Genomic DNA, 26118 nt, shown 5'->3' on the forward strand with positions numbered 1-26118 from the left:
TGGTCCGCCGAGGGCGGGCCGCCGGCGTTCGGGGGTCCGTACGCCGACGGCCAGACCGGTTCCTCGGGCGGTGCGGAGCCGGACACGTCCCCCGGTAACCGGTGCCTCCCGGCTCCCGGGTGGGCCTGCTCGCGGGTCATGCGGTGTTCCGCACGTGGGCCGCCACCCGGGGCCGCGGTGTCCTGCGGTGGCGGACCTGGTGGATGGTCTGGAGCAGAACGGCGAGGGTGAGTGCGACCAGCGCCGCGAACCCGAGCCACGGGAACGGCGGCAGGGTCACCTCCGTGTCCCCGAGCCGTTTGATCGTGCCGTTCCCGGAGAGGGCGGTGGGGGCCCTCACCCGCGAGTCCGTGATGCTGATCCACGCGCCCGCGTCCGCCTGGATTCCCTTGCGCTCGGCGAGGATGTCCAGGTCCTGGCCGCGTGCGTGCACGTCGGCGGCCAGGTGCACACCCCGGCGGGAGTCACTGACGGTCAGCTTCTCGAGCCGGGCGGAGGCGCCGAGGTCGACGGCCGTGACGGTGCCGGAGACCGACCCGCCGGTGACGACCAGGCCCTCGGACGCGGAGGCCAGGCCCTTGCGGGAGGTGCCGCTGATCCGGACGTCGGAGAGGACGACGTCCCTGGTGGTGGCCGAGGCGGTGACTCCCGCCCGGCCGCCGCGGACCACCACGGAGTTCAACGCGACGTCGTGGGCGCGCCCGTAGACCTTGACGCCGGTGCCGGCGCCGGTGACGGCGGTCCCGTCCACCCGGACGTCGGGACCGGCGACCGCGATGCCCCGGTCGAAGCCGCTGATCGTGCCGCCGGTGACGGTGGCACCGGCGATGTCCGCGCCGAGCGCGACCCCGGCGCCGTCCCCGCCGCCGGTGAGCCGGGCATCGCGCACGGTCACCCGTGCGCCCGGGCCGGAGACGCTGATCGCCGAGGGCGCGCCGTCCACCACGGCTTTGTCGACGGTGCAGGAGACGCAGGAGATCAGCCGGACCCCGCCGCCGGCGTCATGGTGCGAGGCGGTTGCCGTGAGGGTCAGGCCGCGCTGGGCGGTGGCCTTGAGACCGGTGCCGTGGTTGTCGCCGGTGGTGACGCCGGACAGAGTGCGGCGGTCGGTGCCGCCGACGGTCACCCCGTTGCCGCCGCTGCCCTCGACGGTCAGCCCCTCTACGGTGGTGCCCCGGTCGCCCTTCAGTACGACGCCGTCCCGGACGGACTCCTTGACGGTGACCTTGTCGAGAGCCACTCCGGTCGATCCGGTCAGTCGCAGGCCGGTACGGCCGCCCTGGAACGTCGAGCCGGTGGCCGATCCGGTGGCGCCCTTGCCCCAGGTGACCCCGGACTCCCGGGCCGGGGCACCGGCCCCCCGGCCGAAGCCGATCACTTCGGTGCCGCTGATGGTCATGTGGCCCCCCGCGCCCATGGCGAGGTACGGGCGGCCGGCCATGTCCGCGGGGGCGGGGTCGGTCCCGTCCGCGGTCGCGGACGCCAGGGTGACGTCGTCGATGTCGAGGGTGGCCCGGCTGCCGCTGATCCAGGTGCCGGACGCGGCGGTCTTCCCGGCGGTCATCAGCACGGTGGGCGTGCGGCGGCCCATCTGCAGGGTGGTGCCGGGAGCGAGCAGCACGGCCGTGTCGATCCGCACGGTCTTGGCCGCACCCGCCTTCGCCGGCACGTAACGGACCCACTCACGGCCTGCGTTGGCGGCCAGCCAGCTGAGCGGGAGCGGTCCGTACGGCGGGTAAAGCCGTTTCACCACGGACCCGTGACTGACCAGGGTGACGGTGCCGGGCCTGACCACTGCCAGCCGGTCCGGGCGTCCGCTGCGCTGCCAGGCGGCGACGTCCGGGTCGCCCCCGCCGGCACCGGCGGCGTGGGCGGCGGGCGCGACGGCGGCCAGCAGGGCGGCCGCGGCGAGGGCGGCGCGTGCGACGCGGGAGAGATGCCTCATGCCGCGGCCTCCGCGGGCTGCGCGGTCCTGACGACGACGCCGTTCTCCACGGACACCTGCCTCGTCAGCCAGCGCTGCTTGCGGATGGTGGCCAGCGCGCAGAGCTTGACGACCGCCATCATGAACGAGATCAGGACGAAGCCGGGCACCAGGAAGAACGACGAGGGCTTGCGCACGAGGTGCGGAAGGATCTTCATCGACCGGCTCACCCACCACCACCCGGCCAGGCAGGCGACGAAGAACCAGTCCTGCCGGATGATCGCCCAGGTCATGAAGAACGGCGAGAACAGCAGGGTGAAGCTGCTGACCCCCTTGTCCATCATGGTGAAGGCGAGGAAGGGATGCCTCCAGACCCAGCGGTGCGACAGCGCCCGCAGGTCGGAGCGCCAGGTGTTGCGGGCCCAGCGCAGCCGCTGCTTGAGGAAGATCCGCAGTGTGCCGGGGAAGGTCGACCAGACACGGGCTGAGCGCTGCATGTAGGTGAGGTGGCCGCGCTCCAGGATCAGAGTGGTCAGCCGCTTGTCGTCGCCCGACATGCAGGGGACGCCCCAGAACGTCTCCGCCATGAAGTCGTCGGATATCTCCAGCAGCAGTGCGCGCCGGTAGACGGCGGTGCGCCCGGACAGGCATGAGACCGCGCGGCCCATGACGGTCTGCGCCGCGTTCTCGTCGAAGTACCGGTAGTCCAGGAACATGTCGTTGACCCGTTGCAGGAAGCCCTTGGGGTTGTAGACGTTCTGCCGGGTCCCGACCCCGCCGATCCTGGGGTCGGCGAAGGGCTTGCAGACCTCCCGGGCGACGTCGTCCGCCCAGATGGTGTCCGAGTCGACCAGCGCCACCAGGTCGGTGGAGCAGACCTCCCACCCCTTGCGCAGGGCGTCGCGCTTGCCCGGCACGTCGGTGATGACGACGGTCACCGGATAGCGCGCGGCGATCTCCTGACAGGCCTGGTCGGTGACGTCGATGACCAGGACGACCTCGTCCACCTCGTTCGCCAGCCACGACTCGATCGCGTGGGCGAAGATCTCCGGGTCTTCCTGGTACACCGGCACGACGATGCTCAGCGGAAGGGAGTGGTCGTTCGTCACGGACCGGTAGAGGGCCGCGGGCGCTCGCCGCACGAGCCAGCAGGCCCAGCGGACCAGCCCGAGAATGCCCAGCGGCAGGTAGACGAGGTAATACCGGAAGTCCAGCAAGGTGGTGTCGAATAGTCCGCTCATAGGCCTGTTCTCGTTGAATCCGCAGGTGTTCGACAGCCTCCGCCGCCGCGCCGGCCATGCGGCGCGGCGGCGGAGGAAAATGCCCGGCGGCCGGATATTCCGCCATCCGGAATGCCCGGCGGCCGGATATTCCGGCGGCCGAAATGCCCGGCCCGGGAAACCGCCCGGGCCCGGCCCGGACAGAACCGTTCCTGCCCGGTCGGCCGCCAGGCCTGGAAGGCTCAGGCGGTCAGGGCCTCCGCCTCCATCTCGGCCACCTCGGCGAGCTTGTCGTTCACGGCGACGACCGCCTCGAGCAGCGGCATGGCGACGCCGATCGACGCGGCGAGGCCGAGGAATCCCTGGGTGTCCTTCGGCAGGCAGACGCCCCCGTACGGAGCGCCGCCCCGGATGCCGTAGTACGGGTTGTAGGAGGCCTCCGCCGAGCGCGCCACGGTCTGCGCGATCGGGTCGAGGTCGAGACCGAGGTGCTGGCCCACCAGCCACATCTCGTTCCAGAAGCTGATCTTCGTGGCGTTGTAGATGTTGTGGGCGCACTTGACGAACTCCGCCTCGGCGGGGTTCGAGAAGACGCGTGTCTCACCGCCGAAGGGCGCCAGCAGCTCGGCCAGCCGCTCCCGGGTGCGTACGCTGCGCGAGGCGATGACGGTCATCCACGGGTGGCGGAAGTCCTCGACCGCGGTGGCCGCGCGGAGGAACTCCGGGTTGCTGGCGAGCGAGAAGCCCTCACCTACGGTTTTGCCGGAGTGCTTCTCCAGCAGCGGCTGCACGAGGCCCTCGGCCGTGCCCGGCGGGACCGTGGAGCGGACCACGACGATGTGCGTGCCGGTGGCGCCGGCCAGCGCCTTGCCCACGGAGGCGGTGCCCGCCTCGAACGCGGACAGGTCGTAGCGGTGGCCGACGTTGGGCGTGGGGAGCGTGAGGAAGATGAACGCGTCCGGCTCGCCGTCGAGGTCGAGGGCGGCACGCGCGTCCAGCCCCTGGGAGCGCAGGTACTGCAGGCGCTGCGGCGCCACGTCGATGAAGGTCACCTGGTGTCCGGCGTTGAGGAACCCCTTGCCAGTGGCTGTTCCGACGACACCGGAACCGACGATGAAGATTCTGGCCATTTGAATCAGTCTCCTGTTCGGATTCGGGTGCCTGAGGGCACACCGAACACGGAAGCGGAATACGCGAATCCGGCGACAGGGAAAGGCAGACACCAAACCGCGCGGAATACGATGGTCAGTACCGGTAGCTGCATGCGGGCGCAGCTCACCGTGAATTCACTGAAGTGCGTCCGGCACGGACACGCCTCCCCTGTGGCGTGCGGCCGACGACAACGCGACAGCGCGAGAAGACGCCGTCGGTGAAGCCCCCCAAACCCCCTGTCAGTGCTGCACCAAGCGACGACACCCCCCACTTGGCACCTGTCGCTATAAATTCGGACAGTACGAAGTTATACACGGGATCCACACATAGTGAGAGGAGCGGCTGTTAATTACTTATGTCGGAAGAGTAAACCCTCATGAGGATGCTTCCGGCATATGCCCGAGGGCGCGCGGCAGCGCGTCAGCCCGTCAGCGCGCAATTACAGGGCCTTTACGTGCCTACACACGAGGTTCACCCGGCGCTCGGCGGAGTCGGCCCGCCGCGGCGAGGATCACCGTCCGGCCACTCCGCCGCGGACGCGTCGCCGGTCTCCTGGGCGCCGCAGCGGCCGGCGCCGCTCCAACAAAAGCAATCAGCAAAGAGCTGTCGGCGCCTGACAGGGGCCGAGCCCCGCGTTGATCGTTCACCCGGCCAACGGGTCCGCGTCAAGCGTTCGCCTCACAGGGAGCCGCACAGGGGGAGGAAGCAGCCGAGATTGACGGACCGTCAGCCGCTCAGCTCCTCAACCTCCCCCAGCCGACCGGATCAGTCAAAAAGAAACAGAATCCAACGCCGATGTCTTGACAGAGCTTCTGGCGACAGTTGTCATTAACCCGCCAAACAGCCAGACATATCCGTCCTCCCCGTCACCCGGTCACGGACCCGCCGGCCCCGCCGTACCGGTCCCCCGTACCCGGCCCTCTCCCTCCCCGCACACGCTGCGGCACCGCCGTGCCCGCCGCCGAAACGGACGCGGGCGGCCGGGACCTCGAAGAAGAGGTGAAGAGACATGTCCGAAGGAACGTCTTCCGGCCGCCGCCGGGGACCATGGCGCACCGCCGCCGCCTCGTTCCTGACCCTGCTGGCGGGTGTCGCAGCGCTCCTGATACCCGTCCCGCCCGCCCAGGCCGCCACCACGGTGACCTTCACGACCGGTGCGGCGCGGACCGACACCGCCGGCAACACCCTGCAGCTCCACGGCCTGGGCATCATCAAGGTCGGTGACACCTGGTACGGCTTCGGCGAGAACAAGACCGGCGAGACCTCGTCCGACACGTCCTTCCAGGCCATCGCCTGCTACCGCTCGACCGACCTGGCGAACTGGACGTACCAGGGCGACGCCCTGTCCCTGCAGAGCAGCGGCGACCTCGGCCCGTCGCGGGTGGTCGAGCGGCCGAAGGTGATCTACAACGCCACCACGCAGAAGTACGTGATGTACGTGCACATCGACAGCCTCACCTACGCCGAGGCCAAGGTCGGTGTCGCGACCAGCAGCACGCCCTGCGGCCCCTACGACTACCGGGGCAGCTCCCGCCCGCTGGGCCAGCTGAGCCGTGACATCGGTTTGTTCCAGGACACCGACGGCACCGCCTACCTGATGTCCGAGGACCGCAACAACGGCCTGCGCATCGACCTGCTCTCCGGCGACTACCTCACCCCGGTGAGCACGGTCGCCATCCTGGGCAGCGACGGCGGCGCGAACAGTTTCGAGTCACCCGCGATGATCAAGGCCAACGGGATCTACTACCTGCTGGCCTCGCACCTGACCGGCTGGAGCCTGAACGACAACGTCTACTCCACCGCCACCTCCGTCAGCGGCACCTGGTCGGCGATGAGGAACTTCGCCGCCCCGGGAACCCACACCTACGGCAGCCAGACCGCCAACATCATCACGGTCGCGGGCACCTCCGGCACGACCTACGTCTACGCCGGCGACCGCTGGGACACCTCCGATCTCGGCGCGTCCAAGCTCATCTGGCTTCCGCTGAGCATCAGCGGTACGACGGTGAACCTCGGCCAGTACCCGACCTGGTCACTGGATGTCCAGGCGGGCACCTGGACGCCGAACAGCGGTGTGCCGAGCGCGGCAGCCCACACCCTGACGAATTCCAACAGCTCCCTGCTGCTCGATGTCACCGGCGCGTCCACCGCCACCAACGCCACCGTCATCCAGGCGACCGGCACGGGCGGGACGGACCAGCAGTGGACCGCCACCAGGGTCTCGGCCAACATCTACACGCTGAAGAACGTCAACAGCGGGCTGTGCCTGGACGTCCCCAGCAAGTCGACCGCCGAGAACCGCCAGCTCATCCAGTGGACCTGCAACGGCGGTACCAACCAGCAGTTCTTCTTCGACCTGGTCGGCAGTTACACCGGCAGCGTCTACATGCTGGTGGCCGTGCACAGCGGGCTGAACCTCGGTGTGCTGAACAGCGCGACGACGACCGGAGCGGCCGTCGTCCAGCTGACGGGCACGGGCGCGGCGAGCCAGAAGTGGACCGTCGGCTGAGCCGATCCCTCGCAGGGCGCCGGTCGTCACCCACCGGCCCGCGCCCGCACGACACTGCTCGTCCGGGCGGGTCGGGGCCCCGCGTCCGGCGGACGGATCCGCCGGACGCGGGGTCACTCGCCGACCGCTCCAGGGCACCCGGCAGCGGCGGAGGTGGGCGGCGGCGCCACGGTGGGCTTCACGGTGAGCCGATCACGTCTCCTGCCGGCCTCCCGCCCACGGACGAACGCCGCGGCCACGGACTGAACGCACCGCGTCAGCCACGGCACGGGGCCCGGCCCGGTGCCGGGCGGCAAGGGCCGGGTCCGGACGCGTCGGACCTGAGCGGGTGCCGACGTCAGCGCCGGGTGGGGTGCGCCGGGTGGTCGTCGCGGCCGACCGTCAGGGGTGCCGGGCGGTAGGGGACGTACGCCGCCCCGTCCAGACCGAGGGCGGTGGCCGACCGCTGGAGCGCGGCCGGGGTCGCGACGTCGTCCCAGTGGCCGGTGCTGACGCGGTGTTCGAGCGCGTGCAGGGCGGCCACGGTCTCGGCGGTGGTGAACGCGCAGTGTCCCTGCCGCTCGACGTACGCCTGCCGCAGCAGCGCACCGTCGCCGGAGGCGCGCACACGGGCGGCGAAGCGGCTTTCCTGCTCCACCGGAACCAGGTTGTCGGCGGTGGTGTGGATGTTGAGCAGGGGCACCTCGAGTCCCTGGCCGGCGGACGACGTCTGGCGCGCGGTGCGGACGGCGGCGGGATCGGCGGTGACCGCGGCACCCTCGGTCAGCACCCGCAGGTCGGCACGCAGGTCGAGTCCGGCCGCCTGGTAGAGGGCGTGGACCTGGGGCGCGTGTGCGGAACCGGCGAGCAGGCGGGCGTAGTCGACGCCCCGGTTCCAGGAGTTGTTGCCGCCGACGGACTGCTCGACGGCGTACCGGCCGCCCTCGACGAACGACAGGATGCCCTGCGCGAACCAGTCGTACTGCTGCTCCTCCTGGCCCGCCCAGTCGGTCGCGGCGGGCCGGTCCTTTCCGGGCGACCAGGCGGGGAGGTTGAGGAAGGCGGCGGCCAGCGCGATCCGGGCGCGGCCCTGCGGGGTGCTCTGGGCGGAGGTGACCGCCTTGGTGAGCAGGGCGGCGGTGGCGGAGGCGTCGGCGGAGCTGCCGAACCGCACAAGTCGTACGTCCTGCTCCGGCAGGAGCAGCCGGGCGATGGTGTACTCGGCGTCGAGCTGGTAGTTGTCCAGATCCGTGCCGCCCGCGACCAGGCCGCACTGGCCGAGCGCGCCGTCGATGCGCCCGCCGCCGTCCCGGGCGAGCTGCGCGTTGACGAGTCCGCCCATCGAATTGCCCATGGCCAGCGTGCGCCGCGGGGTGCCGATCTTCGCGGTGACGGCGTCGATCGTGGCGAACTGGTCGCGTTCGGCGCTGTTCAGAGCCCACATCGAGCCTTGGGGGTCGTAGGACGAACCGGCCAACGCATAGCCCTCGGCGAGCAGTTCGGTGCGTACGGCGTCGGTGGGGGCGTTCCTGGCGACGGTGGGGCCGAAGCCGTGGCTGAACAGCAGCAGGGTGCCGTTCCAGCGCTCGGGTACGTCCGCGACCCAGGTGGCGCCGTCGGAGAGGGTGCCGGTGAGATGGCCACTGACCTCCGCCGTGTCCGCCTCGGCGGCCGGTGCGGGAAGGGCGGTGAGGGCCGCGGACGCCAGCGTGGCCAGGGCGGCCAGGGCGATGCGCAGACGGGTGCGGGGGGCGCGGCTGCGGGTGCCGACAGGCATGGGGCGGCTCCTTGGGGGCGGCTGCGAGGTGGGGGCCGGAGCAGGTGTTCAGCGAACTGAACGAACGCGTCGAGGAATGTAGGGCCTTTTTCTTGCTGTCGTCAAGAGAGTGCCCAACTTCAGCCGGGCCGCTACGCCGCCGCCCCCTGGAGCGGTCGAACGAGAAGGCCCAGGTCATCGACCCGGGCCTGCTCGGGTCACCGGTCCAGGGCGTCGGCCATGGTCGACTGCCAGTACGAGACGCCGATCGAGTCGTCGACGTACACGCCCTTCGCGGGGAGTGCCGGTCGGGCGGCGCTCGCGCCCTCGTTGAAGAAGACCTCGAGGGACTTGGCCGTGTAGCCGTTGGAACCACTGCCGTCCGCGGCCGAGAGAAGGACGCTCGCATAGCCCGACTCACCGGGAGCCAGCGTGACCACCGCCTGCGGCTTGGAGTCCTCGAAGGCCGGCGGGACGGACTGGGCATCTCCGAATCGGACCGCCGGATAGCCGATGAGGTTGCAGCTCTTCGAGCCGGTGTTGGTGACGGTGAGGAGAAGGTGGTTCAGGGGCCGGGAGACCTCCGTGGCGGTCATCCGGGTGGAGGTGGTGGAGCAGGGGGTCCTGGTGGGCCCCGAGTCCTTGGAGCTCCGGGAACCCGAGGAGCCCTGGGAACCCGATGCACCCGACGCGCCCGTGGAACCCGACGAACCCGTGGTGCCGCTCGAACCGGCCGCGCCGCCCGTCGAGCCTTCGGAGGTCGAGCCCGCCGGGTCGGTCTGGCCCGCCCCGGTGGAGGTTCCCCCGCTCGCCTTGGACGAGGGCGTGGTGGACGCCGTGGACACGGATCCCACCGGCGCCCCCTCGTCGACGACACCCTCTCCGTTGTTGCATGCCGTCAACGTCAGTGCGGCGGCGGCGAGCGCGGCAGCGGCGAGGACGCGGGTGCGGTGGGTGCGTGTGGACATGTGATCCCCCTTGTGCGGTACGGCTGTTGGCATGGGCCGCTCGACCGGGTGCCGGGAGCGGCGTGCTTGGATGGCCCAAGCTTGTGCGGCGTTCCGTCCCGGCCGCCACAACCGCCGGGGCATCCGGAACGCTGGAACGCTCGCAAGGCTCTGACCTGGGGGAACGACCTTCCCCTGGAATGGGGCTCCGGGATGTGGGGAGAGGGAGGAACGGTGGCGGGGGACGAGTTCTCGGAGCTGCTGGGACGGCTGAAGGAGCGGTCCGGGCTCAGTTACGGGGTGCTCGGGAAGCGGCTGCACATGAGTGCGTCCACGCTTCACCGGTACGTCAACGGGGACGCCGTACCGACGGACTACGCGCCCGTGGAGCGGTTCGCACGGGTCTGCAAGGCGACGCCCGAGGAACTGGTGGAACTGCACCGGCGGTGGGTTCTCGCGGACGCCCTGCGGAGGCAGAAGCCGGGCAGGGCCCCCGCGGAGGAGGAACCGCCGGCGCGGACGGCGGCGGAGGCCGGGACCGGGGCGGCAGGGGCCGAAGCGGTGGGCGAGGCCGTTCCCGAGGCTGAGCGGCGGCCCCTGGCGGAGGCTCCCGAGCCGCGGCGGAGGCGTACCGTCGTCCTCGCCGGGGCCGCCGTGGCCGCCGCCCTCGTGTCGGCCGCGCTCGTGGTGGATCTCGTACCCGGCAAGGGCGATGACGACCGGAGCGGGACGCGGTCCGTGGGGGCCGCCTCCCCGTCCGTCGGTGAAAGCGGCGCCTCCGGGTCGGCCCCCCCGAAGGCCGGGTCGGCCTCGCCGTCCGCCACCCGCAGCGGCAGCCCCACGGCCGCCCCCTCCCGCTCCGCCGCCAGGAGCCGTGAGACCGGGGCGGCCCAGGGCGTCGGCTCCCAGGACGGGGCGACCGCGCCCGCCGTCACCGTCAATCCGTACAAGTGGGAAGACCGGTGTGGCCCGCACATCCTGATCGACCGGGAGCCCGAACAGGTGCCTCCGCCGCCGAACGAGCCGGACGCACGCGGGTGGGTCACCGCGCTCGGCGGGGTCACCGGCGGTCAGCAGATGCTCGCGCTGACCGTGCAGGGCACCGGGAAGGCCACCGTCGTCCTGGAGGACCTGAATGTGCGGGTGGTGGACAAGAGCGCGCCGCTCGCCTGGAACGACTACCAGATGCACGACGGGTGCGGCGGCGGCGTCGAGACGGTGGCCTTCGACGTGAACCTCGACGACAGGCAGCCCACGGTCTCCCCCGGGCCCGGTCAGCGCGACTTCCCGTACAAGGTGACCGAGTCCGATCCCGAGGTCTTCTACGTCTTCGCGGACGCGCGGGCGTACAACGTGAGCTGGTACCTGGAGCTGAACTGGTCCAGCGGCGACCGGCACGGAGTCCTGCGCGTCGACGACAACGGAAACCCCTTCCGCACGAGCGGCAACGCGGGCCGGCCCGCGTACCTCTATCCCAACGGCTCCTCGGAGTGGGGGCGGAACGAGACGGACCCCGACATTCCCGGCTGAGTGCCCGGCGGCGGATGATGGCCGGTATGCGCATCCGTATCGACGCCGTCGACCTGCCCGGCCGCAGCCGCCCGGCCCGCCCCGACGACAACGTCCCCGCGTACACCGACATCCATGTCGCGGTGCAACGCCGCGACCGTCCCGCCGAACTCCTCGACCCGCAGCCCGGCGACGCGGCCTCCGCGACGTGGACGCTGGAGTGCACCGCGACCGCCTCGCCGACCGGCATCGACGTCAAGGGCCCGTACGTGCAGGATCGTCTGGGCCGCCGGTTCATCTACCTGTCCTGGGGCACGGTCGACGACTCGGGCACCTTCGCCATGTTCCGCCGCGCCAAGCTCATGCTCGACGTCATCCCCGCCGACACACTCGCCGCCGCCGCCCGCAGCGGCCTGCTGGTCGGACGCCTCGGCCTGACCGACTCCGGCGGCAACCCCCTGTGCGCACGGGTCGAGCCCCCGCAGATCACCTGGACCGCCGAACCCGCCGGCCAGGACGGGCTGTCGGACCATGAGGACGCGATCCCTCCTCGGTGAGGGCCGACGTGGCGCCCGGCGGCTGGTCGGGCCGACATGCCGGCGACGCCGTTCACAGCGGTGGCGGCGGTGATCCGCGTGCTGCGCGGCGTCGCCGCTGACGTGGCGCGTCGCACGTCCTATCGGTGAGTGCCGGTGTGCCCGGCGCTCGGGGCGGGGTGTTCTCGCGCCGCCCCGGGCGCCGAAGCGGTCAGCGCCGGGTGTAGACGAGGCCGATCTTGTCGACCTCCTCGCCGGAGCGGCCGTGGAATCCCGCGATCTGCCAGCCGGAGGGGGCGGTGCGGGTCACGCAGTCGGAGGTCGTGGTGCCTCCGGCCAGGGTGCGACCCAGGTTGGTGGTGAACCTGGCGTAGAAGATGCGGGTGCGGCCGTCCTTCACGCCCCGGCAGAGCTGAGCGGCCGTCGCGTACTCCCCGCTCGCGAGGGTGAGGGAGGACGCGGTGCCGCCGGTGCCGCCGTGGGCGAGCGTGGTGCCGTCGGTCAGGGTGACGCTCATCCGGTCGACACGGGAGCCGGAGCGCAGGGCGAGGGTGGTGGCGCGGGCTGCGGCCGGCACGCTGCCGATGTCGTTGAAGTAGTCGCCGTGCGGCCCGCCGAACTGGTCGCTGAGCTGGAAGGCGGCGTCGCGCGACCAGGAGAAGCCGACCGTGATCGGGTCGTGGTCGGAGAGCATGAGCCCGCCGTCGGTGAGGAACTTGGCGTGCTCGTTGTTGTAGGACGTGGCGTTGAGGGAGACGAGCTTGCTGCCGCGGTAGAGGATCTTGTCGACGACCTCGCAGGTGTTGGGCACCGTGGCGCCCGACTGGTCGCAGACCAGCGCGTCGCTGCCCTTGGCGGGCGGGGTGCCGCCGCGGATGAGCTGGACCCAGGCGTCGGTGAGGCCGTTGGCGGCGGCGAACTCGGCGATGGTGTCGCCGCTGCGGGTGTAGCGGGTGTTGGTGTCGCCCATGACCACGACGGCGTTGCCGGCGGAGTGGGTCTTGATGAACGCGGTGAGCTGTTCGAGGTTGTCGGCGCGGGAGGCGAGGTCGCCGGCGTTGGTGCCGGCGTTGGTGTGGAGGTTGTAGAAGTCGACGTACACGCCCTCGGCGAGACGCTCGCGCATGAACGTGAAGCCCTTGGGGGTCAGACAGTCGCCCGAGTCGTACTGGCAGGAGTTCCAGCGTGCCCGCTCGAAGTCGTCCTCGTCGTAGGCGATCTTCGACAGGGTGTTGAGCCCGCTGCCGATGCCCGCTCCGCCGCTGGTGGGGGTGCGGTAGGCGTGGGCGGAGTCGGCGGCGTACAGGTAGGCGTGGTAGTTGAAGTCCTCCTGGACCTGGACGACGTCGTACGGCGCGATGCGCTCACCGATGGTCGTGGTGCTGGACTCGCGGGGCGTGGGCGCGCTGGAGATGGCCTCGGGCAGGCCCGCCACGTTGTAGCTGAGCACGCTGAAGCTGCCCGAGTCCGCGGCGGCCGCGGACGGCGCGGTCGCGGCGAGCCCGCCGAGGGCGGCGACGGCCGCCGCCAGGCAGGCGAGGAGTCTGCGCATGGGGGTGTGTCTCCTGGGGGGTGAAAGCGGTTGTGAGGGAAGCGCGACCGAAGTTACCGGCGGTTACGCCGCTTGTCGTGCCCTCGGGAGAACTTGGTGACGAGGAACGGAATACTGATGCCGCGGCGGCGAACACCGCGTGTACGGAAGCGAGTTCGCCCCCGTGACGAGCAACGCCCCCGCTCGGCGCGAAAGCCGCACCGACCGGGAGGCAGGTACTCACTCGACGTACTCGGGCTGCCACATCGTGTCCTGGATCTGCTGGATCACGTCGTCCGGGCGGGCCCGGGCCACGCCCTCCTCGGCGGCGCGGCGGGCGACGGCCGCGGCGACCACGGCGGACGAGGCGCGCAGGTTCTCGACCTCCGGCAGCAGGGCGGCGCCGGGCCGCGACAGGTCGGCGAGGCCGGCGACCGCTTCCGCCGCGGCCTGGAGCATCCCGTCGGTGATCCGCTCGGCGCGCGCGACGACGGCGCCCAGTCCCAGCCCGGGGTAGAGGAGGGCGTTGTTGGCCTGGCCGATGACGTACGTGGTGCCGTCCAGCTCGACCGGAGGCACCGGGATGCCGGTGGCGACCAGGGCCTTGCCTTCGGTCCACCGCAGCACGTCCGCCGGCATGGCCTCGATCTTCTCCGTGGGGTTGGACAGTGGCAGGACGACGGGCCGGTCCACGTGGCGGGCCATGGAACGCACCACGTCCCGGGTGAAGGCCCCGGGCTGGGTGGAGGTCCCCACCAGCACGGTCGGCCGGGCCCGGTCCACCACACCGGGCAGGTCGGCCGGCCTGTCGCCGGGCCACTCGTCGTCGGGCCGCGCGTACGGCCGCTGGTAGTCGCGGAGCCCCTCGGTGGACTGCCGCAGCAGGCCCTGCCGGTCCACGCACCAGATGCGGCGGGTGGCCTCCTCGCGGTCCAGCCCGTCGCGGACCATGGCGTCGCGCAGCTGGTCGGCGATGCCCACCCCCGCCGTCCCGGCGCCGAAGACCACGATCCGCTGGTCGCGCATGGGCGTGCCGGTGACGTGTGCCGCGTTCATGACGCAGGCCAGCGTGATCGCGCCGGTGCCCTGCATGTCGTCGTTGAACGTGCGGATCTTCTCGCCGTACCGCTGGAGGATACGGCGGCCGTTGCCGGGGCCGAAGTCCTCCCAGTGCAGCAGCGCGTGCGGGAACAGCTCGCCCACCGCCTCCACGAAGGCGGCGACGAACGAGTCGTACGCCTCACCGCGCACCCTGCTGTGCCGGTTGCCGACATACAGCGGGTCGTTGAGCAGCGCCTGGTTACCGGTGCCGACGTCGAGCATCACCGCGACGGCCCGCCCCGGGTGGATACCCGCGGCGGCGGTGTAGACCGCCAGTTTGCCGACGGAGATCTGCATACCGCCGACACCCCAGTCACCGATGCCGAGGAGCTGCTCCCCGTCGGTCGCCACCACCAGGTCGACGTCGTCGGGGCCCAGGCCGAGCGCCTGGAACGCGGGACGGACGTCCTGCGGCCGGTCGATGGACAGGTAGACACCGCGCGGCCGCCGGTATTCGTGGCTGTAGCGCTTGATCGCCTCGCCGACGGTCGGGTCGTAGACGATGGGCAGGAGCTCGGGGAGATGGTCGCGGAGCAGCCGGAAATAGAGGACCTCGTTACGGTCGTGGAGCTGCTCCAGGTACACGTTCTTCGCCACGTCGTCCGGCTGGGCCCGCAGTTGCTCCCAGGCCCGCCGCGCCTGGAGTTCCAGGGACAGCACCGCGGGCGGAAGCATCCCGACCAGGCCGTGCCGTTCGCGCTCCTCCTGGGTGAAGCCGACGCCCTTGTTCCTCAGCGGGTCCGCGAGCAGCGCGCGCCCGCCCGGTCCCGCCTCCCTCCCCACTCCCCCGTGGACCTCTTGTGCACGCTTCCGGGGCGAAACCATCGGCTCTCCTCACGTCGGGCCCCTGCCGGGGCCTTGCGGGACTTGTTCGTCTCCCCGCAGCCGGGTCCCCGCCCGACCGGGCGGGGGCACCCGCCCTCGCCCTTTTTTGCCGCTCCTTTGAGGTGACGCCGATGCGGGCTCTGTCGGCTATACGCATCGGACGGGTGACCCGCCCAGGCCTTGTGCGTACCGTCGCCCTCCCGCCACGCGGGTCGGAGGGGACGTGCGAACTTCGGTGCGGATACGGGCAGTCGCAGGCGTGAGCCCCGCCCTCTGGGCCCGGACCCCGTCGCTCCGAGGCGAACGCGTCGGCACGGAGGGGGAGCAGCCGGGCGAGCCGGAGGAGGGACCCTGCCCAGGAGCGGGCACCGCGTGCGGCGACCGGCCCGAACACGGGTGGACGCAGGGCGATCTGACTCCCTGGGTACCCGCCCCCCCATGGGCGACATCCTCGTGGGCACGTGTTCGTGGACCGACCCGATGCTGGTCCGCAGCGGCTGGTATCCGGTGGGGCGGCGGGACGCCGAGGGACGGTTACGGCACTACGCCGGGCGGTTCCCGGTCGTGGAGGTCGACGCCTCCTACTACGCCCTGCCGGGTGAGCGGAACAGCCGGCTGTGGGTGGAGCGGACACCGGACGGGTTCGTGTTCGACGTGAAGGCGTTCTCCCTGCTGACCGGGCACCCCACGCGGAGTTCGGTGATGCCGGACGGCTTACCGGCCGACACCCGTGATCCGGGTGTACTGAACGAGGTGTGGGCGCGCTTCGCCGCCGGGGTCGCGCCGTTGCGGCGGGCGGGGCGGCTGGGGAGTGTGCTGTTCCAGTTCCCGCCGTGGTTCCGGCCCGGGGCGCGGGCCGAGGCCTTTCTGGCGGAGACCGCCCGGCGGACCGAGGGGTGGCCCGTCGCCGTCGAGTTCCGGCATGCCCAATGGTGGCGGGAGGGTCGGCAGGAGGCCACCCGCGCGCTGCTCGCGCGGTACGGCATGGCCGCCGTCGCCGTCGACATGGCGCAGGCGCTCCCGGGCTCCGTCCCCCCGGTCACCCCCGTGACGTCTCCTCGGCTGTCCGTCGTCCGGTTCCACGGACGCAGCGCCGCCTGGCGGACCGGGAGCAAGGAGGAGCGGTACCGGTACGCGTACGGCGACGAGGAACTCGCCGAGTGGATCCCCCGGTTGCGTGCTCTCGCCGAGCGGGTCGAGCGGCTCCACGTCCTGTTCAACAACTGCTGCGGTGACGCCGCTGTGCGAGCGGCCGAGACCATGACACGGCTGCTCGGCCACCCCGTCGACGGGCGCCCCCTGCCGGTCTCGGCATCCACACCCGAGTAGGAACGCCTACGGGTGTCCGGCCGCGCCCGTCTCCACGGGCCGGGCGCCGGCCGGTGCCTTCGATGTGGATGCCCCGCGACGGACCCCCGGGTCGGCGACCCGGGGATGCGTCGTCCGCCGGGCCGGGGTCAGCCCCAGGCCTTGTTGAGCTGGTCGGAGTAGCCCGCCAGGTAGCCCGTCAGGTTGGGGTGGAAGACCGCGGTTCCGGCGGTCAGGTCGTTGATCCACGGGTCGGAGCCGCACGCCCCGTGGTTCTTGAACGCGTCGCGCATGTCGACGAAGGTGACCGACTGAGCGGCCGCCGCGGCCTTGGTGCCCTCGGCCAGCGCGTCGGCGAAACCGTTCATGTAGGTGCGCTTGGCGGCGCTGAGGTCGATCAGCGGGCAGGTCCCGGCCGAGGAGAGCGCCCGCGGGTAGCCGAGGACGATGATCTCGGCCTTCGGCGACCGGGCCTTGATGTCCTGGTACAGGCTGGTGAGTTCCGTCACCATCTGGTTCCTGGCGTAGGACGACATCCACTCGGTGGCCGTCTTGCAGTAGCTGTCGCTCTCGGAGAGGCAGTTCGTGACCACGGTGGTGAACTGGGCGTCGTTGCCGCCCACCGTGAGGGTGACGACGTCGGTGCCGCTGTTCAGGGCGGACAGCTGGTTGTTGCGCACGTCCGCGATGGTCGCGCCGCTGCAGGTGACGTCCTTCAGCGTGTACTCGGAGTGCGCGGCCTGCGACAGGACCGGGTAGTTGAGCTGGCTGCGCTTGCAGTCGCCGCTGGCGGTGTCGTAAGACCCCGCTCCGACCCCGGACGCGTACGAGTCTCCCAGGGCCACGTACTCCAATTCCCCCGCCGCCTGGGCGGGGGCGCTGGCCATCGCCGTCATTCCGGTGAATGCCATGACGGCGCTGACGACAACCGACTTGAATTTACGCATGAGTTCCTTCTGGAGCGCGGGGTTCTACTCACTGATCAAGGTCAGGGAGGAGGATCGTACAGCGGCCCGCCGATGGGGCAACTCGGGCTTGTTGTAGGGGAATTGTCGGACCGTTGCCCGCAATTGACTCCCTTTCGGGAAAGTGAGCGACGGGGTCTGCCCGCCCGGCCGTCCGCGCCCGGCCGAAGGGGCACACCCACGCGGCGGGGCGGCCGTACTCCTGGGCACGGCGGCGGTCTCCGGCGGCCCGAAGCCGGGCGGCGGCAGGCGCGAGTACGACCGCAGGCGTAGTCCCGTCCTCTAACTACGGTTGCAGACGGACGGCCCGGAGATCGGGTCAACAGCCGATGCGCCGTGGCCCCCGCGCTTCGAGAATTCACCTGTGAACACGGTGATTCTATTCCGCTTCATCGCCCTGCTGTTTGTCAGGGCGATCGCGGTCGGGGGCAGCCCCCGGTGGAGCGACGGCACGTCCGACGGGCGCTGTTCGGCGGCCGCGGACGCGGGTTGTGACGGCACCGAATGACACAGCCGAGCGCGGTACCGCCGCGAGCAACACATGGACAACATACAAACAACGAACCGTTGGTTGACTGCTTGACCGACCTCACATCAGTCCATCGCGTAACCTGCATGCCACTCAGCCGCGTTGCCACGTTCGGCGAGGCCCTTCGTACCCAGCGCCGCCCAGGAGGGGCCCACCGGTGAACTCAGATCATGGACACGGGATACGGTTCGGCGTCCTCGGCCCCGTCGAGGCGCTGAAGGGCGACGTCCGTCTCGACCTGGGGCCCCGGCAGCGCCGGCTGCTGCTCGTCCGCCTGCTCATCGAGGACGGCCGCCCCGTCTCGTCGGACACCCTCTGCCGCGACCTGTGGCCGACGGACCGGCCGACGGGTGCCGCCTCCTCCGTACGCGCCCACATCAGCCGCCTGCGCGCGGTCCTCGACCCCGTCCGGCAGGGCCGGTCCACCATGCTGGTCAGCGGCCCGGCCGGCTATGCGCTGAAGGTGCCCCGCGAAGCACGGGACACGACACTCTTCGAGGAGTCCGTGAGCAGGGCCCGCGAGGCCATGAGGGACCGACAGCTCGCCGTCGCCCGGCAGGAGATCGACGCGGCGCTCGCGCTGTGGCGCGGCGAGGCCCTGGCCGAGGCCACCGAGCACGCCTTCGCGATGCGCGAGCGCACCCGGCTCGACGGCGCGCTCCAGGACGCCAAGGAACTGCAGGCCGCGATCCTCGTCCAGCAGGGCGAGACGGAACCGGCGATCGGCGTCGCCGAGGGCCTGGTCCTCAAGGCCCCGCTCCGGGAGACCTCCTGGGCGCTGCTGATGCGCGCCCTGTACGCGGCCGGCCGGCCGGTCGAGGCGCTCCGGCAGTACGAGCGGTTCCGCGACATGCTGGCCACGGAACTCGGCCTGGACCCCAGCCCCCAGCTGAGGGACCTGCACACCGCGATCCTGCGGCACGACGTCGTCGTTCTCGGCACGCAGCCCACGGCTGGAACCGCCACGTCCCTCTCCCCGGGCCCGGGCTTCGCCCACACCTGTGTGCACCCGGACACCGGCTCCACCACCCCCACACCCTTCGTGGGCCGCGGCGAGGAGAGCCGACAACTTGCCACCCTGCTGGCGGCCGCGGCCGCGGGCCGCCCCCGGTGGGCCGTGGTCCACGGGGAGCAGGGGTCCGGCAAGACCCGGCTGCTGGAGGAGTTGTCCGCGCGGGCAGCGGCGGTCGGGTTCACCGTCGCCCGTACCCGGGCCGGTCAGGCACTCAGCGGAAACCGCGGGATCTCCCAGACCTGCCCCACCGTGCAGCTCCTGGACGCGCTGCGGCAGGACGGCTCCGACTCCGGTCAGGACGAGGTCGCCCAGAAGGACCCGCTCGGCACCGTCGTCCACGAGCTCACGCAGGCGCCCACCCTGTGTGTCGTCGACGACCTCGACCAGGCGCCGCAGGGCTTCCACCGCCTGCTGAGGCGGCTCGCCAAGGTGGTGCGGGAGGCCCCGGTCCTCTTCGTGTGCACCCTGCGCAGCGGCGACAACCCGGCGTCCAGCATGCTGCTCGCGGAGCTGGCCCTGCTCGGTGCGACCTGGCTGACCCTGGAGCCGCTGACCGCCGACGACGTGACCGAACTGCTCGCGGCGCGCGGCGAGGACGTCACGCCCGAGGAGGCGGCGGCACTGCACCGGCGTGCCGAGGGGCACCCGTTCGCGCTGGCCGAGCTGGTCGAACTGCCGCCCGGCCGGCGCACCGGCCCGGAGGCGCAGGTACCGGCGGCGGTCCGGGGCATCCTCCACGCGCGACTGGTCGAGCTGCCCGAGCCGGCCCGCACCATGCTCACCTACGCCGCGGCCGACGGCGAATGGCTGGACGTCGGTCTGCTCGCCGCCGTCCAGGGCCTGGCACCGGAGCAGTTGCTGCCGCTGATCGACGCCGCCGTGACCGCCCGGATCCTGGTCTGGGACGCGGACGCCGGCGCCGGGGACACCGTCGGCCGCTACCGGCTGCCCGAGCTGCCCCGCGACGTCGTACTGAGCGCCCAGACCCCCTCCTCCCGACAGCTTCGGCACGCCGCGCTCGCCCGCCAACTGGCGGGCCGTGACGACGCCGACCCGGAACGCCTGGCCCGGCATCTGCGGGCGGCGGGCCCCATGGCTCCGGCGGCGATTCCCGCCCGGGTCCGGGGCCGCCGTTCCGGCTGATTCCCCGGGCCGAGCGGTTCTCCCTCGATCCACCTCGCCGAACGGGCGAGGCCCCACTCACCTCAGGAGTCCGTGATGAGCACCAAGACGGGACCGCAGCGATACCCCGGCGCGAGCCGGGCGAACTGGTACCAGGACGACTTCGGCGGCGACGCGATGCAGGTCGACGTCGTCGTCCTGCACACCACCGAGGGCCCCACCCTGCCCGGGTACGACGGCGGCTCCACCGCGCCGAACCTGACGGCGGTCCCCGACCTCTCCGCCAAGAAGCTGAAGTGGTACCAGCACTTCGACATCGAGACCTCCTCGCGGGCGCTGGTCAACCTGCGGGGCGGTGTCGAGACGAACACCTTGAACGTGTGCCAGGTCGAGCTGGTCGGCACCTGTGACCCGAAGACCCACGCGAAGTGGAAGGCGGCGGGCACGGCCCACGTCTACTGGCCGGACGCCCCCGACTGGGCGCTGCACGGCGTCGCCCGCTTCCTGACGTGGATGCACGAGGAGCACGGCGTGCCGCTGTCCGGCCCGAAGTCGTGGCCCGCGTACCCGACGTCGTACGGCAGCGGCGGCCAGCGGATGACGGCCGCGAAGTGGACGGACTTCAAGGGTGTCTGCGGGCACATGCACGTGCCCGAGAACGTCCACGGCGACCCCGGCGCGATCGACTTCGCCAGGATCGTCAAGTACGCGAAGGCCGATCTGGACCTGGGCGACGACGACACCACCGAGACCACCACCCCCGCCAAGCCGAAGGTCCCCGCCTTCCCGGGACGCAAGTACTTCGTGGCCGGAGCCACCAACGCGTACGTCCTGCAGCTCGGCAAGCAGCTGGTGAAGCGGGGCTTCGGCGACCACTACAAGGTCGGCCCGAGCAAGACCTGGGGCGAGGCGGACCGGCTCAACGTGCGGGACTTCCAGAAGTCGCGGAAGGAACTGCGCGGCGACGCCGACGGCACCCCCGGTCCCCTGACCTGGCGCCTGCTGTTCTCGTGACCCCGCGGGCCTGATCCCACGGGCCGGACCCGCGAACCGCCGAGCCCTGTCGGACCCCCGCGCCCACCGCACGAAGCAGCTCGCATCGCACCACCGCCTGGATGTCCGCGGACGGCGTACCCGTCCGCGGACATCGGCGTGCCCGGCCCCTGCCGGAGTACCGGCCCCGGCCTGCGCAGCCGCGTCCACACGGTGTCGTACGCCCTCCGGGCCGCCCCGCCCGATCCGACGTCACGCCTTGGCGGCGTCGTACTCCTCGCGTGCCCTCTGGATCGCGGCCATCCGCTGCCCCGTCCACTGCGCGAGGGCCCGGACCTGTTCGGCGGCCTCGCGGCCGAGGTCCGTGAGGGAGTAGTCCACGCGGGGCGGGATCACCGGCTGGGCGTCACGATGGATCATCCCGTCGCGTTCCAGGGTCTGCAGGGTCTGGGTCAGCATCTTCTCGCTGACCCTGCCGATCTCCCGGCGCAGTTCCCCGAAGCGGTACGAACGGTCCAGCAGGGCGATCAGCACGAGGGTGCCCCACCGGCTGGTGACATGTTCCATGGCCGCCCGCTGCGGGCACATCCCGTCACCGTCGGCGTTCCTGACACGGTCCACCAGTGTGGCCTCACTTACTCCCATATCCGTACCTTACTTCTCCGAGGACACTTCCGATCGGTTAGTGCCTTTCCGCGGGGCGGCGGCAGACCGCAACCGGAGTAGCGTGGAACGAGGCACGGTGCCCTTCTCCGACGGCAGGGAGGGAGCATGATCCGCGCGGCCGACGTCCGGGAGTGGCGCAACCACGACGTGGTGGACCCGAAAGGGCGCAAGATCGGCATGCTCGAGGCGGTCTACGTGGACACGGCCACCGACGAACCGGCCATGGCCACGGTCCGCACGGGGCTGCCCACCCGTCAGCGTCTCGTCTTCGTCCCGCTCGACGAGGCGACCCTGGGTCCCGACTACGTCAAGGTCTCCCATCCCAGGGGCAAGGTACGCAAGGCTCCCTCGATGGGGACGGACGACGTGCTGCCCGCCGACCGGGAAGAGACGATCTTCGACTACTACGGCATGCCGTACCGCCAGGGCGAGGCGGGCGAACGTCAACTCGCCCGCCGCTGAGGAGGTGGCCCGGGGTGCTGGTGACCTTCCTGTCGATCCTTCTGGTGGCCGTCGCCCTGGGCATCATCGGCACCGCGGCCGAGAGCCTCGGCTATCTGCTGGCCATCGGCGTGGTGTTCTTCGTGGCCGATGTGGCCTTCGTCGCAGTCGTGGGACGCCGGCGCATGCATCGGCGCCCCGTCCGCTGACCACGCCTTTCGCCGTGACACTGCGGTCCGGGAAGCGAAATATCTACGGCCGCGAGAGGAGAAATTTCCGCGGCGCGCGGGAATATTCCCCGGTCAGCGGGCCGGACGCGCTTATTTTCCGCGCCCGGCGGATCGCGTCATGCTACTGTCGATACCAGTTGCAGTTGTGGTTCCCAGAAGATTTTTCCGACGGGTGATCATCACGGCGACCGGAGTCCGCACAGGGCGAGACTCCGAACACCGTTCCGAAGGAGAAATCAAATGACCACAGGCACCGTGAAGTGGTTCAACGCGGAAAAGGGCTTCGGCTTCATCGCGCAGGACGGCGGCGGCCCCGACGTGTTCGCCCACTACTCGAACATCGCCACCCAGGGCTTCCGTGAGCTGCAGGAGGGCCAGAAGGTGTCCTTCGACATCGCCCAGGGCCAGAAGGGCCCGACGGCGGAGAACATCGTCCCCGCCTGATCACGGCACTGACGCATATTTCGTAGCTGGGGCCCGCACCTTGGGGTGCGGGCCCCAGCTCGTGCATTTCAGGGCACCACAAGAAGCGATTCTCTGCGCCGTTCATTTTGCTGCGGGAATTCCTTTCCTTGTTACGTGTCCGTATCAAGGAAGGTTCCGCATGAACCAAGCGCAAAAAAACCGCACATCGTCCCGAACGTCCCGCGCACCGCGCGCATACGAACGTTTTGGCTCCGTACGCCGACAGGCCGCACCGCAGGGCGAGTTCGCGCTGCCGAAGACACTCACGCCCCCGTTGCCCGCCGTCGACGCGTTCGCCGAGCTGGACCTGCCGACGCCGATGCTGGCCGCACTCGGCCACGAGGGCGTGACCGTGCCGTTCCCCATCCAGGCGGCCACCCTGCCGAACTCGCTCGCCGGCCGTGACGTACTCGGCCGTGGCCGCACCGGGTCCGGCAAGACCCTCGCCTTCGGCCTCGCGCTCCTGGCCCGGACGGCCGGCCGGCGCGCCGAGCCGCGGCGTCCGCTGGCCCTCGTCCTCGTGCCGACCCGCGAACTGGCCCAGCAGGTCACCGACGCCCTCACCCCGTACGCCCGCGCGGTGCGGCTGCGGCTGACGGCCGTGGTCGGCGGGATGTCGATCGGCCGGCAGGCCAGTGCGCTGCGGGGCGGTGCCGAGGTCGTCATCGCGACGCCGGGGCGCCTGAAGGACCTCATCGACCGGGGCGACTGTCTGCTGGACGACGTGCGCATCACGGTCCTCGACGAGGCCGACCAGATGGCCGACATGGGCTTCATGCCGCAGGTCACCGCCCTGCTGGACCGGGTGCGGGCCGACGGACAGCGGATGCTCTTCTCGGCCACCCTGGACCGCAACGTCGACCTGTTGGTCCGCCGCTACCTGACCGACCCGGTGGTCCACTCCGTCGACCCGTCGGCGGCCGCGGTCACCACCATGGAGCACCACGTCCTCCACGTCCACGAGGCGGACAAACAGCGCACGACCACCGAGATCGCGGCGCGGGACGGCCGCGTGATCATGTTCCTGGACACCAAGCACGCGGTGGACCGGCTGACCAAACACCTGCTGAACAGCGGTGTCCGTGCCGCCGCCCTGCACGGCGGCAGGTCCCAGCCGCAGCGCACCCGCACCCTCGCCCAGTTCAAGAGCGGGCAGGTGACGGTGCTGGTGGCGACGAACGTCGCGGCGCGCGGGATCCACGTCGACAGCCTCGACCTGGTCGTCAACGTGGATCCGCCCGGCGATCCCAAGGACTATCTGCACCGTGGCGGCCGTACGGCCCGGGCCGGCGAGTCCGGCAGTGTCGTCACCCTGGTGACCCCCGACCAGCGTCGCGGCATGAGCCGGCTGATGGCCTCGGCCGGCATCACCCCGCAGGTCACACCCGTACGGTCGGGTGAGGCGGCGCTGAGCCGCATCACCGGCGCCCGGACCCCTTCCGGTGTCCCGGTCGTCATCACCGTACCGGCGGCCACGGAACCCTCCCGCCGCACCGCACGCCCGGCGTCCTCGCCGTCTTCCGCGTCCCCCTCCTCCCGGAGCCGTCGCGGCCGACCCGGCCGGCGCCGCGCCACCGGCGAGCCGGGGCGCTCAGGGGCGCGCCGGTCGTCCGCCGCCGGACCGGCGGCCTGACGCCGTGCCGGACACGTGCGGACCGCGCGTTCGGGACGACATGACCGTCGAGGTGGCCCTGTCCGTCATGGCCGGGGCCCAGGTCGAGTATCTGCTGCTGTGCGACGGGGACGACCAGACCACGGGCGCCGTCACCCGGCCCCAGCTCGCCGCCGTCCGCGACAGTCCCGCCTACACGGACCGGGTCCGTCTGCGGGACGTCGACCCGCTGCCCCTTCCCCTCACCGTCCCTCTCCCCCTGTGAGGCATCAGTGCGCGTTGTCATCGCCCGGTACCCCTTCGACCTGACGAAGGACGGGGTGCTCGACTCGATGAAGGGCGTCACGCCCGAACCCGTCACCGCCGAGTCCGTGACCATCGGCCGCCGCCGCTATCCCGTCAAGCAGGTGGGCGAGGTCATCACCCGGCAGGACCGCCGCGACTTCAGCAGCGGCGAGGTCGTCCGTGCCATGACCCGTCTCGGCTTCACCTGCCACCCCCACCCCGAGGCCGTGCCCGTGTTCACCCCCACTCCCCCGTGGACCGCGTCGGAACACCTGGGCGCCGTCGCCCACCCGGAGGGATAGGACGCCGTCGGTACAGCGAAGAGGGCCCCGCGGACATCTGTCGGCGGGGCCCTCAGCCGTGTCGTTCGTGCCCTGCGGCCGGCGCGGGACGCGAGGGCGGGGCGTTCGGCGGGCCGGCGGATGGTGTTGAATCGGTGTCCTGGGGTGCCGTACGGCCTACCGGGCCCCGCGACGCGCTGCACAACGAGGTGACATGACGGCTGAAAGTCCACTCGACGGTCGACTGGACGACGACGACTACCCCGCGTACACGATGGGCCGGGCCGCGGAGATGACAGGCACCACCCCCGGATTCCTCCGGGCCCTCGGGGACGCCCGTCTGATCACTCCGCTCCGCTCGGAGGGCGGACACCGCCGGTACTCGCGCTACCAGCTGCGGATCGCCGTCCGCGCCCGAGAGCTCGTCGACCAGGGCACCCCGATCGAGGCCGCCTGCCGCATCGTCATCCTCGAGGACCAGCTCGAGGACGCCCAGCGCATCAACGCCGAGTACCGCCGCGCCGCGAGGGAGGCGGGCGAGAGGTCCGGCCCCCACTCCGGCTGACGCCTCCTCGCTGACCGCGTCAAGCCATCCGGGCCGCCTTGACGAACGCGCTGATCAGGGCCGGATCCTTGACGCCCCGGCTGCTTTCCACACCGCTGGAGACGTCGACACCCCAGGGGTGGGTGGCGGCGACGGCGTCGCGCACGTTGTCCGGGGTCAGCCCGCCGGCAAGCAGCCACTTCTCCGCGGGGCCGGCCGGTGCCTTCCGGGACCAGTCCCAGGCGGTGCCGGAGCCCGGAACGGGGGCGTCGAGCAGCAGCATGTCCTCGCCCAGTTCCCCGCAGCGCGGCACGGTCTCGCCGAACGCCGCGGCACGGATCAGTGTCCATCCGCCCGCCGCGAGGTCGTCGTAGTAGCCGCGGTCCTCGGGGCCGTGCAACTGGACGGCCCGGATGCCGGCCTCGGTCGCCAGGGACCGTACGTCGTCCAGCGGTTCGGCGCGGAAGACGCCGACCGTCAGGACGTGCTCCGGCACCCGCCGGCACAGCCGCGCGGCCGTGGCGGCGTCGACACGGCGCGGGCTGGCCGAGAAGACGAACCCGATGGCGTCGGCACCGGCTTCGACGGCCGTGTCGATGTCCTGCTCGGTCTTCAGGCCGCAGATCTTGACGAAAAGGGAGTCGCTGGAGTTGCTCACGGCCCCAGCCTGCCG

Annotated in this window: 23 protein-coding genes; 13 read left to right on the top strand and 10 right to left on the bottom strand. The window is 71.4% G+C overall.

Annotated features, from left to right (window positions below; translation table 11 throughout):
• Positions 1-136 precede the first annotated feature (136 nt).
• The 3 genes from ACIBVL_RS11885 to ACIBVL_RS11895 form a co-directional block, all read right to left on the bottom strand.
• Entirely contained in the window at positions 137-1945 is a 1809-nt protein-coding gene (locus ACIBVL_RS11885) for a right-handed parallel beta-helix repeat-containing protein (protein WP_399095892.1), read from the bottom strand.
• Positions 1942-3165 carry a glycosyltransferase gene (locus tag ACIBVL_RS11890; RefSeq protein WP_399095895.1) on the bottom strand — a complete coding sequence of 408 codons (1224 nt, stop codon included), beginning with the start codon at positions 3163-3165 and terminating at the stop codon, positions 1942-1944. Before ACIBVL_RS11890 ends, ACIBVL_RS11885 begins: the two co-directional genes overlap by 4 nt.
• Positions 3166-3386: 221 nt before the next feature.
• Positions 3387-4274: a 2-dehydropantoate 2-reductase N-terminal domain-containing protein gene (locus tag ACIBVL_RS11895; protein WP_399095898.1), complete on the bottom strand. Its 888-nt coding sequence runs from the start codon at positions 4272-4274 to the stop codon at positions 3387-3389.
• Positions 4275-5305: 1031 nt separating this feature from the next.
• Here ACIBVL_RS11895 and ACIBVL_RS11900 point away from each other — a divergent pair.
• A complete protein-coding gene (locus ACIBVL_RS11900) occupies positions 5306-6805 on the top strand; it encodes an RICIN domain-containing protein (protein WP_399095901.1) in 1500 nt (499 codons plus the stop codon).
• Between the two features lie 337 nt (positions 6806-7142).
• Here ACIBVL_RS11900 and ACIBVL_RS11905 read toward each other — a convergent pair whose 3' ends face one another.
• Positions 7143-8561, bottom strand: a complete 1419-nt coding sequence (locus ACIBVL_RS11905; RefSeq protein WP_399095904.1) for an alpha/beta hydrolase — start codon at positions 8559-8561, stop codon at positions 7143-7145.
• A 197-nt stretch (positions 8562-8758) separates the two neighbouring features.
• On the bottom strand, positions 8759-9508 hold the full coding sequence (locus tag ACIBVL_RS11910; protein ID WP_399095907.1) for a DUF4232 domain-containing protein: 750 nt from the start codon (positions 9506-9508) through the stop codon (positions 8759-8761).
• Between the two features lie 213 nt (positions 9509-9721).
• Here ACIBVL_RS11910 and ACIBVL_RS11915 point away from each other — a divergent pair, with 213 nt between their 5' ends.
• On the top strand, positions 9722-11017 hold the full coding sequence (locus ACIBVL_RS11915; RefSeq protein ID WP_399095910.1) for a helix-turn-helix domain-containing protein: 1296 nt from the start codon (positions 9722-9724) through the stop codon (positions 11015-11017).
• Positions 11018-11043: 26 nt separating this feature from the next.
• Positions 11044-11553: a DUF5990 family protein gene (locus tag ACIBVL_RS11920; RefSeq protein ID WP_399095913.1), complete on the top strand. Its 510-nt coding sequence runs from the start codon at positions 11044-11046 to the stop codon at positions 11551-11553.
• A gap of 190 nt (positions 11554-11743) precedes the next feature.
• Here ACIBVL_RS11920 and ACIBVL_RS11925 read toward each other — a convergent pair whose 3' ends face one another.
• Together ACIBVL_RS11925 and ACIBVL_RS11930 are read right to left on the bottom strand one after the other, a co-directional pair.
• Positions 11744-13084: a jacalin-like lectin gene (locus tag ACIBVL_RS11925; protein ID WP_399095916.1), complete on the bottom strand. Its 1341-nt coding sequence runs from the start codon at positions 13082-13084 to the stop codon at positions 11744-11746.
• A gap of 219 nt (positions 13085-13303) precedes the next feature.
• The gene (locus tag ACIBVL_RS11930; RefSeq protein ID WP_399095919.1) at positions 13304-14989 is read right to left on the bottom strand and encodes an NAD-dependent malic enzyme; all 1686 of its coding nucleotides are present in this window, start codon (positions 14987-14989) and stop codon (positions 13304-13306) included.
• 438 nt (positions 14990-15427) lie between these two features.
• Between ACIBVL_RS11930 and ACIBVL_RS11935 the strand changes: the two genes are divergently transcribed.
• A complete protein-coding gene (locus ACIBVL_RS11935) occupies positions 15428-16318 on the top strand; it encodes a DUF72 domain-containing protein (protein ID WP_399095922.1) in 891 nt (296 codons plus the stop codon).
• A gap of 128 nt (positions 16319-16446) precedes the next feature.
• Here ACIBVL_RS11935 and ACIBVL_RS11940 read toward each other — a convergent pair whose 3' ends face one another.
• On the bottom strand, positions 16447-17244 hold the full coding sequence (locus ACIBVL_RS11940) for an SGNH/GDSL hydrolase family protein (RefSeq protein ID WP_399095925.1): 798 nt from the start codon (positions 17242-17244) through the stop codon (positions 16447-16449).
• 704 nt (positions 17245-17948) lie between these two features.
• On the opposite strand from ACIBVL_RS11940, the gene ACIBVL_RS11945 reads away from it, so the two are divergent.
• Both ACIBVL_RS11945 and ACIBVL_RS11950 read left to right on the top strand, forming a co-directional pair.
• On the top strand, positions 17949-19949 hold the full coding sequence (locus ACIBVL_RS11945) for a BTAD domain-containing putative transcriptional regulator (protein ID WP_399095928.1): 2001 nt from the start codon (positions 17949-17951) through the stop codon (positions 19947-19949).
• A 75-nt stretch (positions 19950-20024) separates the two neighbouring features.
• Entirely contained in the window at positions 20025-20942 is a 918-nt protein-coding gene (locus tag ACIBVL_RS11950; RefSeq protein WP_399095931.1) for a peptidoglycan-binding protein, read from the top strand.
• A gap of 231 nt (positions 20943-21173) precedes the next feature.
• Here the strand turns inward: ACIBVL_RS11950 and ACIBVL_RS11955 are convergent, their stop codons facing one another.
• The gene (locus ACIBVL_RS11955) at positions 21174-21566 is read right to left on the bottom strand and encodes a winged helix-turn-helix transcriptional regulator (RefSeq protein ID WP_399095934.1); all 393 of its coding nucleotides are present in this window, start codon (positions 21564-21566) and stop codon (positions 21174-21176) included.
• 126 nt (positions 21567-21692) lie between these two features.
• On the opposite strand from ACIBVL_RS11955, the gene ACIBVL_RS11960 reads away from it, so the two are divergent.
• The 7 genes from ACIBVL_RS11960 to ACIBVL_RS11990 all read left to right on the top strand — a co-directional run bounded on the left by ACIBVL_RS11960 (position 21693) and on the right by ACIBVL_RS11990 (position 25466).
• A complete protein-coding gene (locus tag ACIBVL_RS11960) occupies positions 21693-22049 on the top strand; it encodes a PRC-barrel domain-containing protein (RefSeq protein ID WP_399095937.1) in 357 nt (118 codons plus the stop codon).
• Positions 22050-22063: 14 nt separating this feature from the next.
• On the top strand, positions 22064-22237 hold the full coding sequence (locus tag ACIBVL_RS11965; protein ID WP_399095940.1) for a hypothetical protein: 174 nt from the start codon (positions 22064-22066) through the stop codon (positions 22235-22237).
• A gap of 261 nt (positions 22238-22498) precedes the next feature.
• Positions 22499-22702 (top strand): cold-shock protein, encoded by a 204-nt coding sequence (locus tag ACIBVL_RS11970; protein ID WP_381177127.1) that lies wholly within the window; start codon positions 22499-22501, stop codon positions 22700-22702.
• Positions 22703-22862: 160 nt separating this feature from the next.
• On the top strand, positions 22863-24356 hold the full coding sequence (locus ACIBVL_RS11975) for a DEAD/DEAH box helicase (RefSeq protein WP_399095944.1): 1494 nt from the start codon (positions 22863-22865) through the stop codon (positions 24354-24356).
• 40 nt (positions 24357-24396) lie between these two features.
• Positions 24397-24600: a hypothetical protein gene (locus tag ACIBVL_RS11980; protein WP_399095946.1), complete on the top strand. Its 204-nt coding sequence runs from the start codon at positions 24397-24399 to the stop codon at positions 24598-24600.
• A gap of 7 nt (positions 24601-24607) precedes the next feature.
• Positions 24608-24922, top strand: coding sequence for an SCO5918 family protein (locus ACIBVL_RS11985; RefSeq protein ID WP_399095949.1), 315 nt, complete (start codon positions 24608-24610; stop codon positions 24920-24922).
• A 193-nt stretch (positions 24923-25115) separates the two neighbouring features.
• Positions 25116-25466 (top strand): MerR family transcriptional regulator, encoded by a 351-nt coding sequence (locus ACIBVL_RS11990; protein ID WP_399095952.1) that lies wholly within the window; start codon positions 25116-25118, stop codon positions 25464-25466.
• A gap of 19 nt (positions 25467-25485) precedes the next feature.
• Here ACIBVL_RS11990 and ACIBVL_RS11995 read toward each other — a convergent pair whose 3' ends face one another.
• Complete coding sequence (locus ACIBVL_RS11995; RefSeq protein ID WP_399095955.1) at positions 25486-26103, bottom strand: phosphoribosylanthranilate isomerase; 618 nt, start codon at positions 26101-26103, stop codon at positions 25486-25488.
• Positions 26104-26118 lie beyond the last annotated feature (15 nt).

The organism is Streptomyces sp. NPDC049687 (assembly GCF_044465285.1).
Taxonomy (GTDB): Bacteria; Actinomycetota; Actinomycetes; order Streptomycetales; family Streptomycetaceae; genus Streptomyces.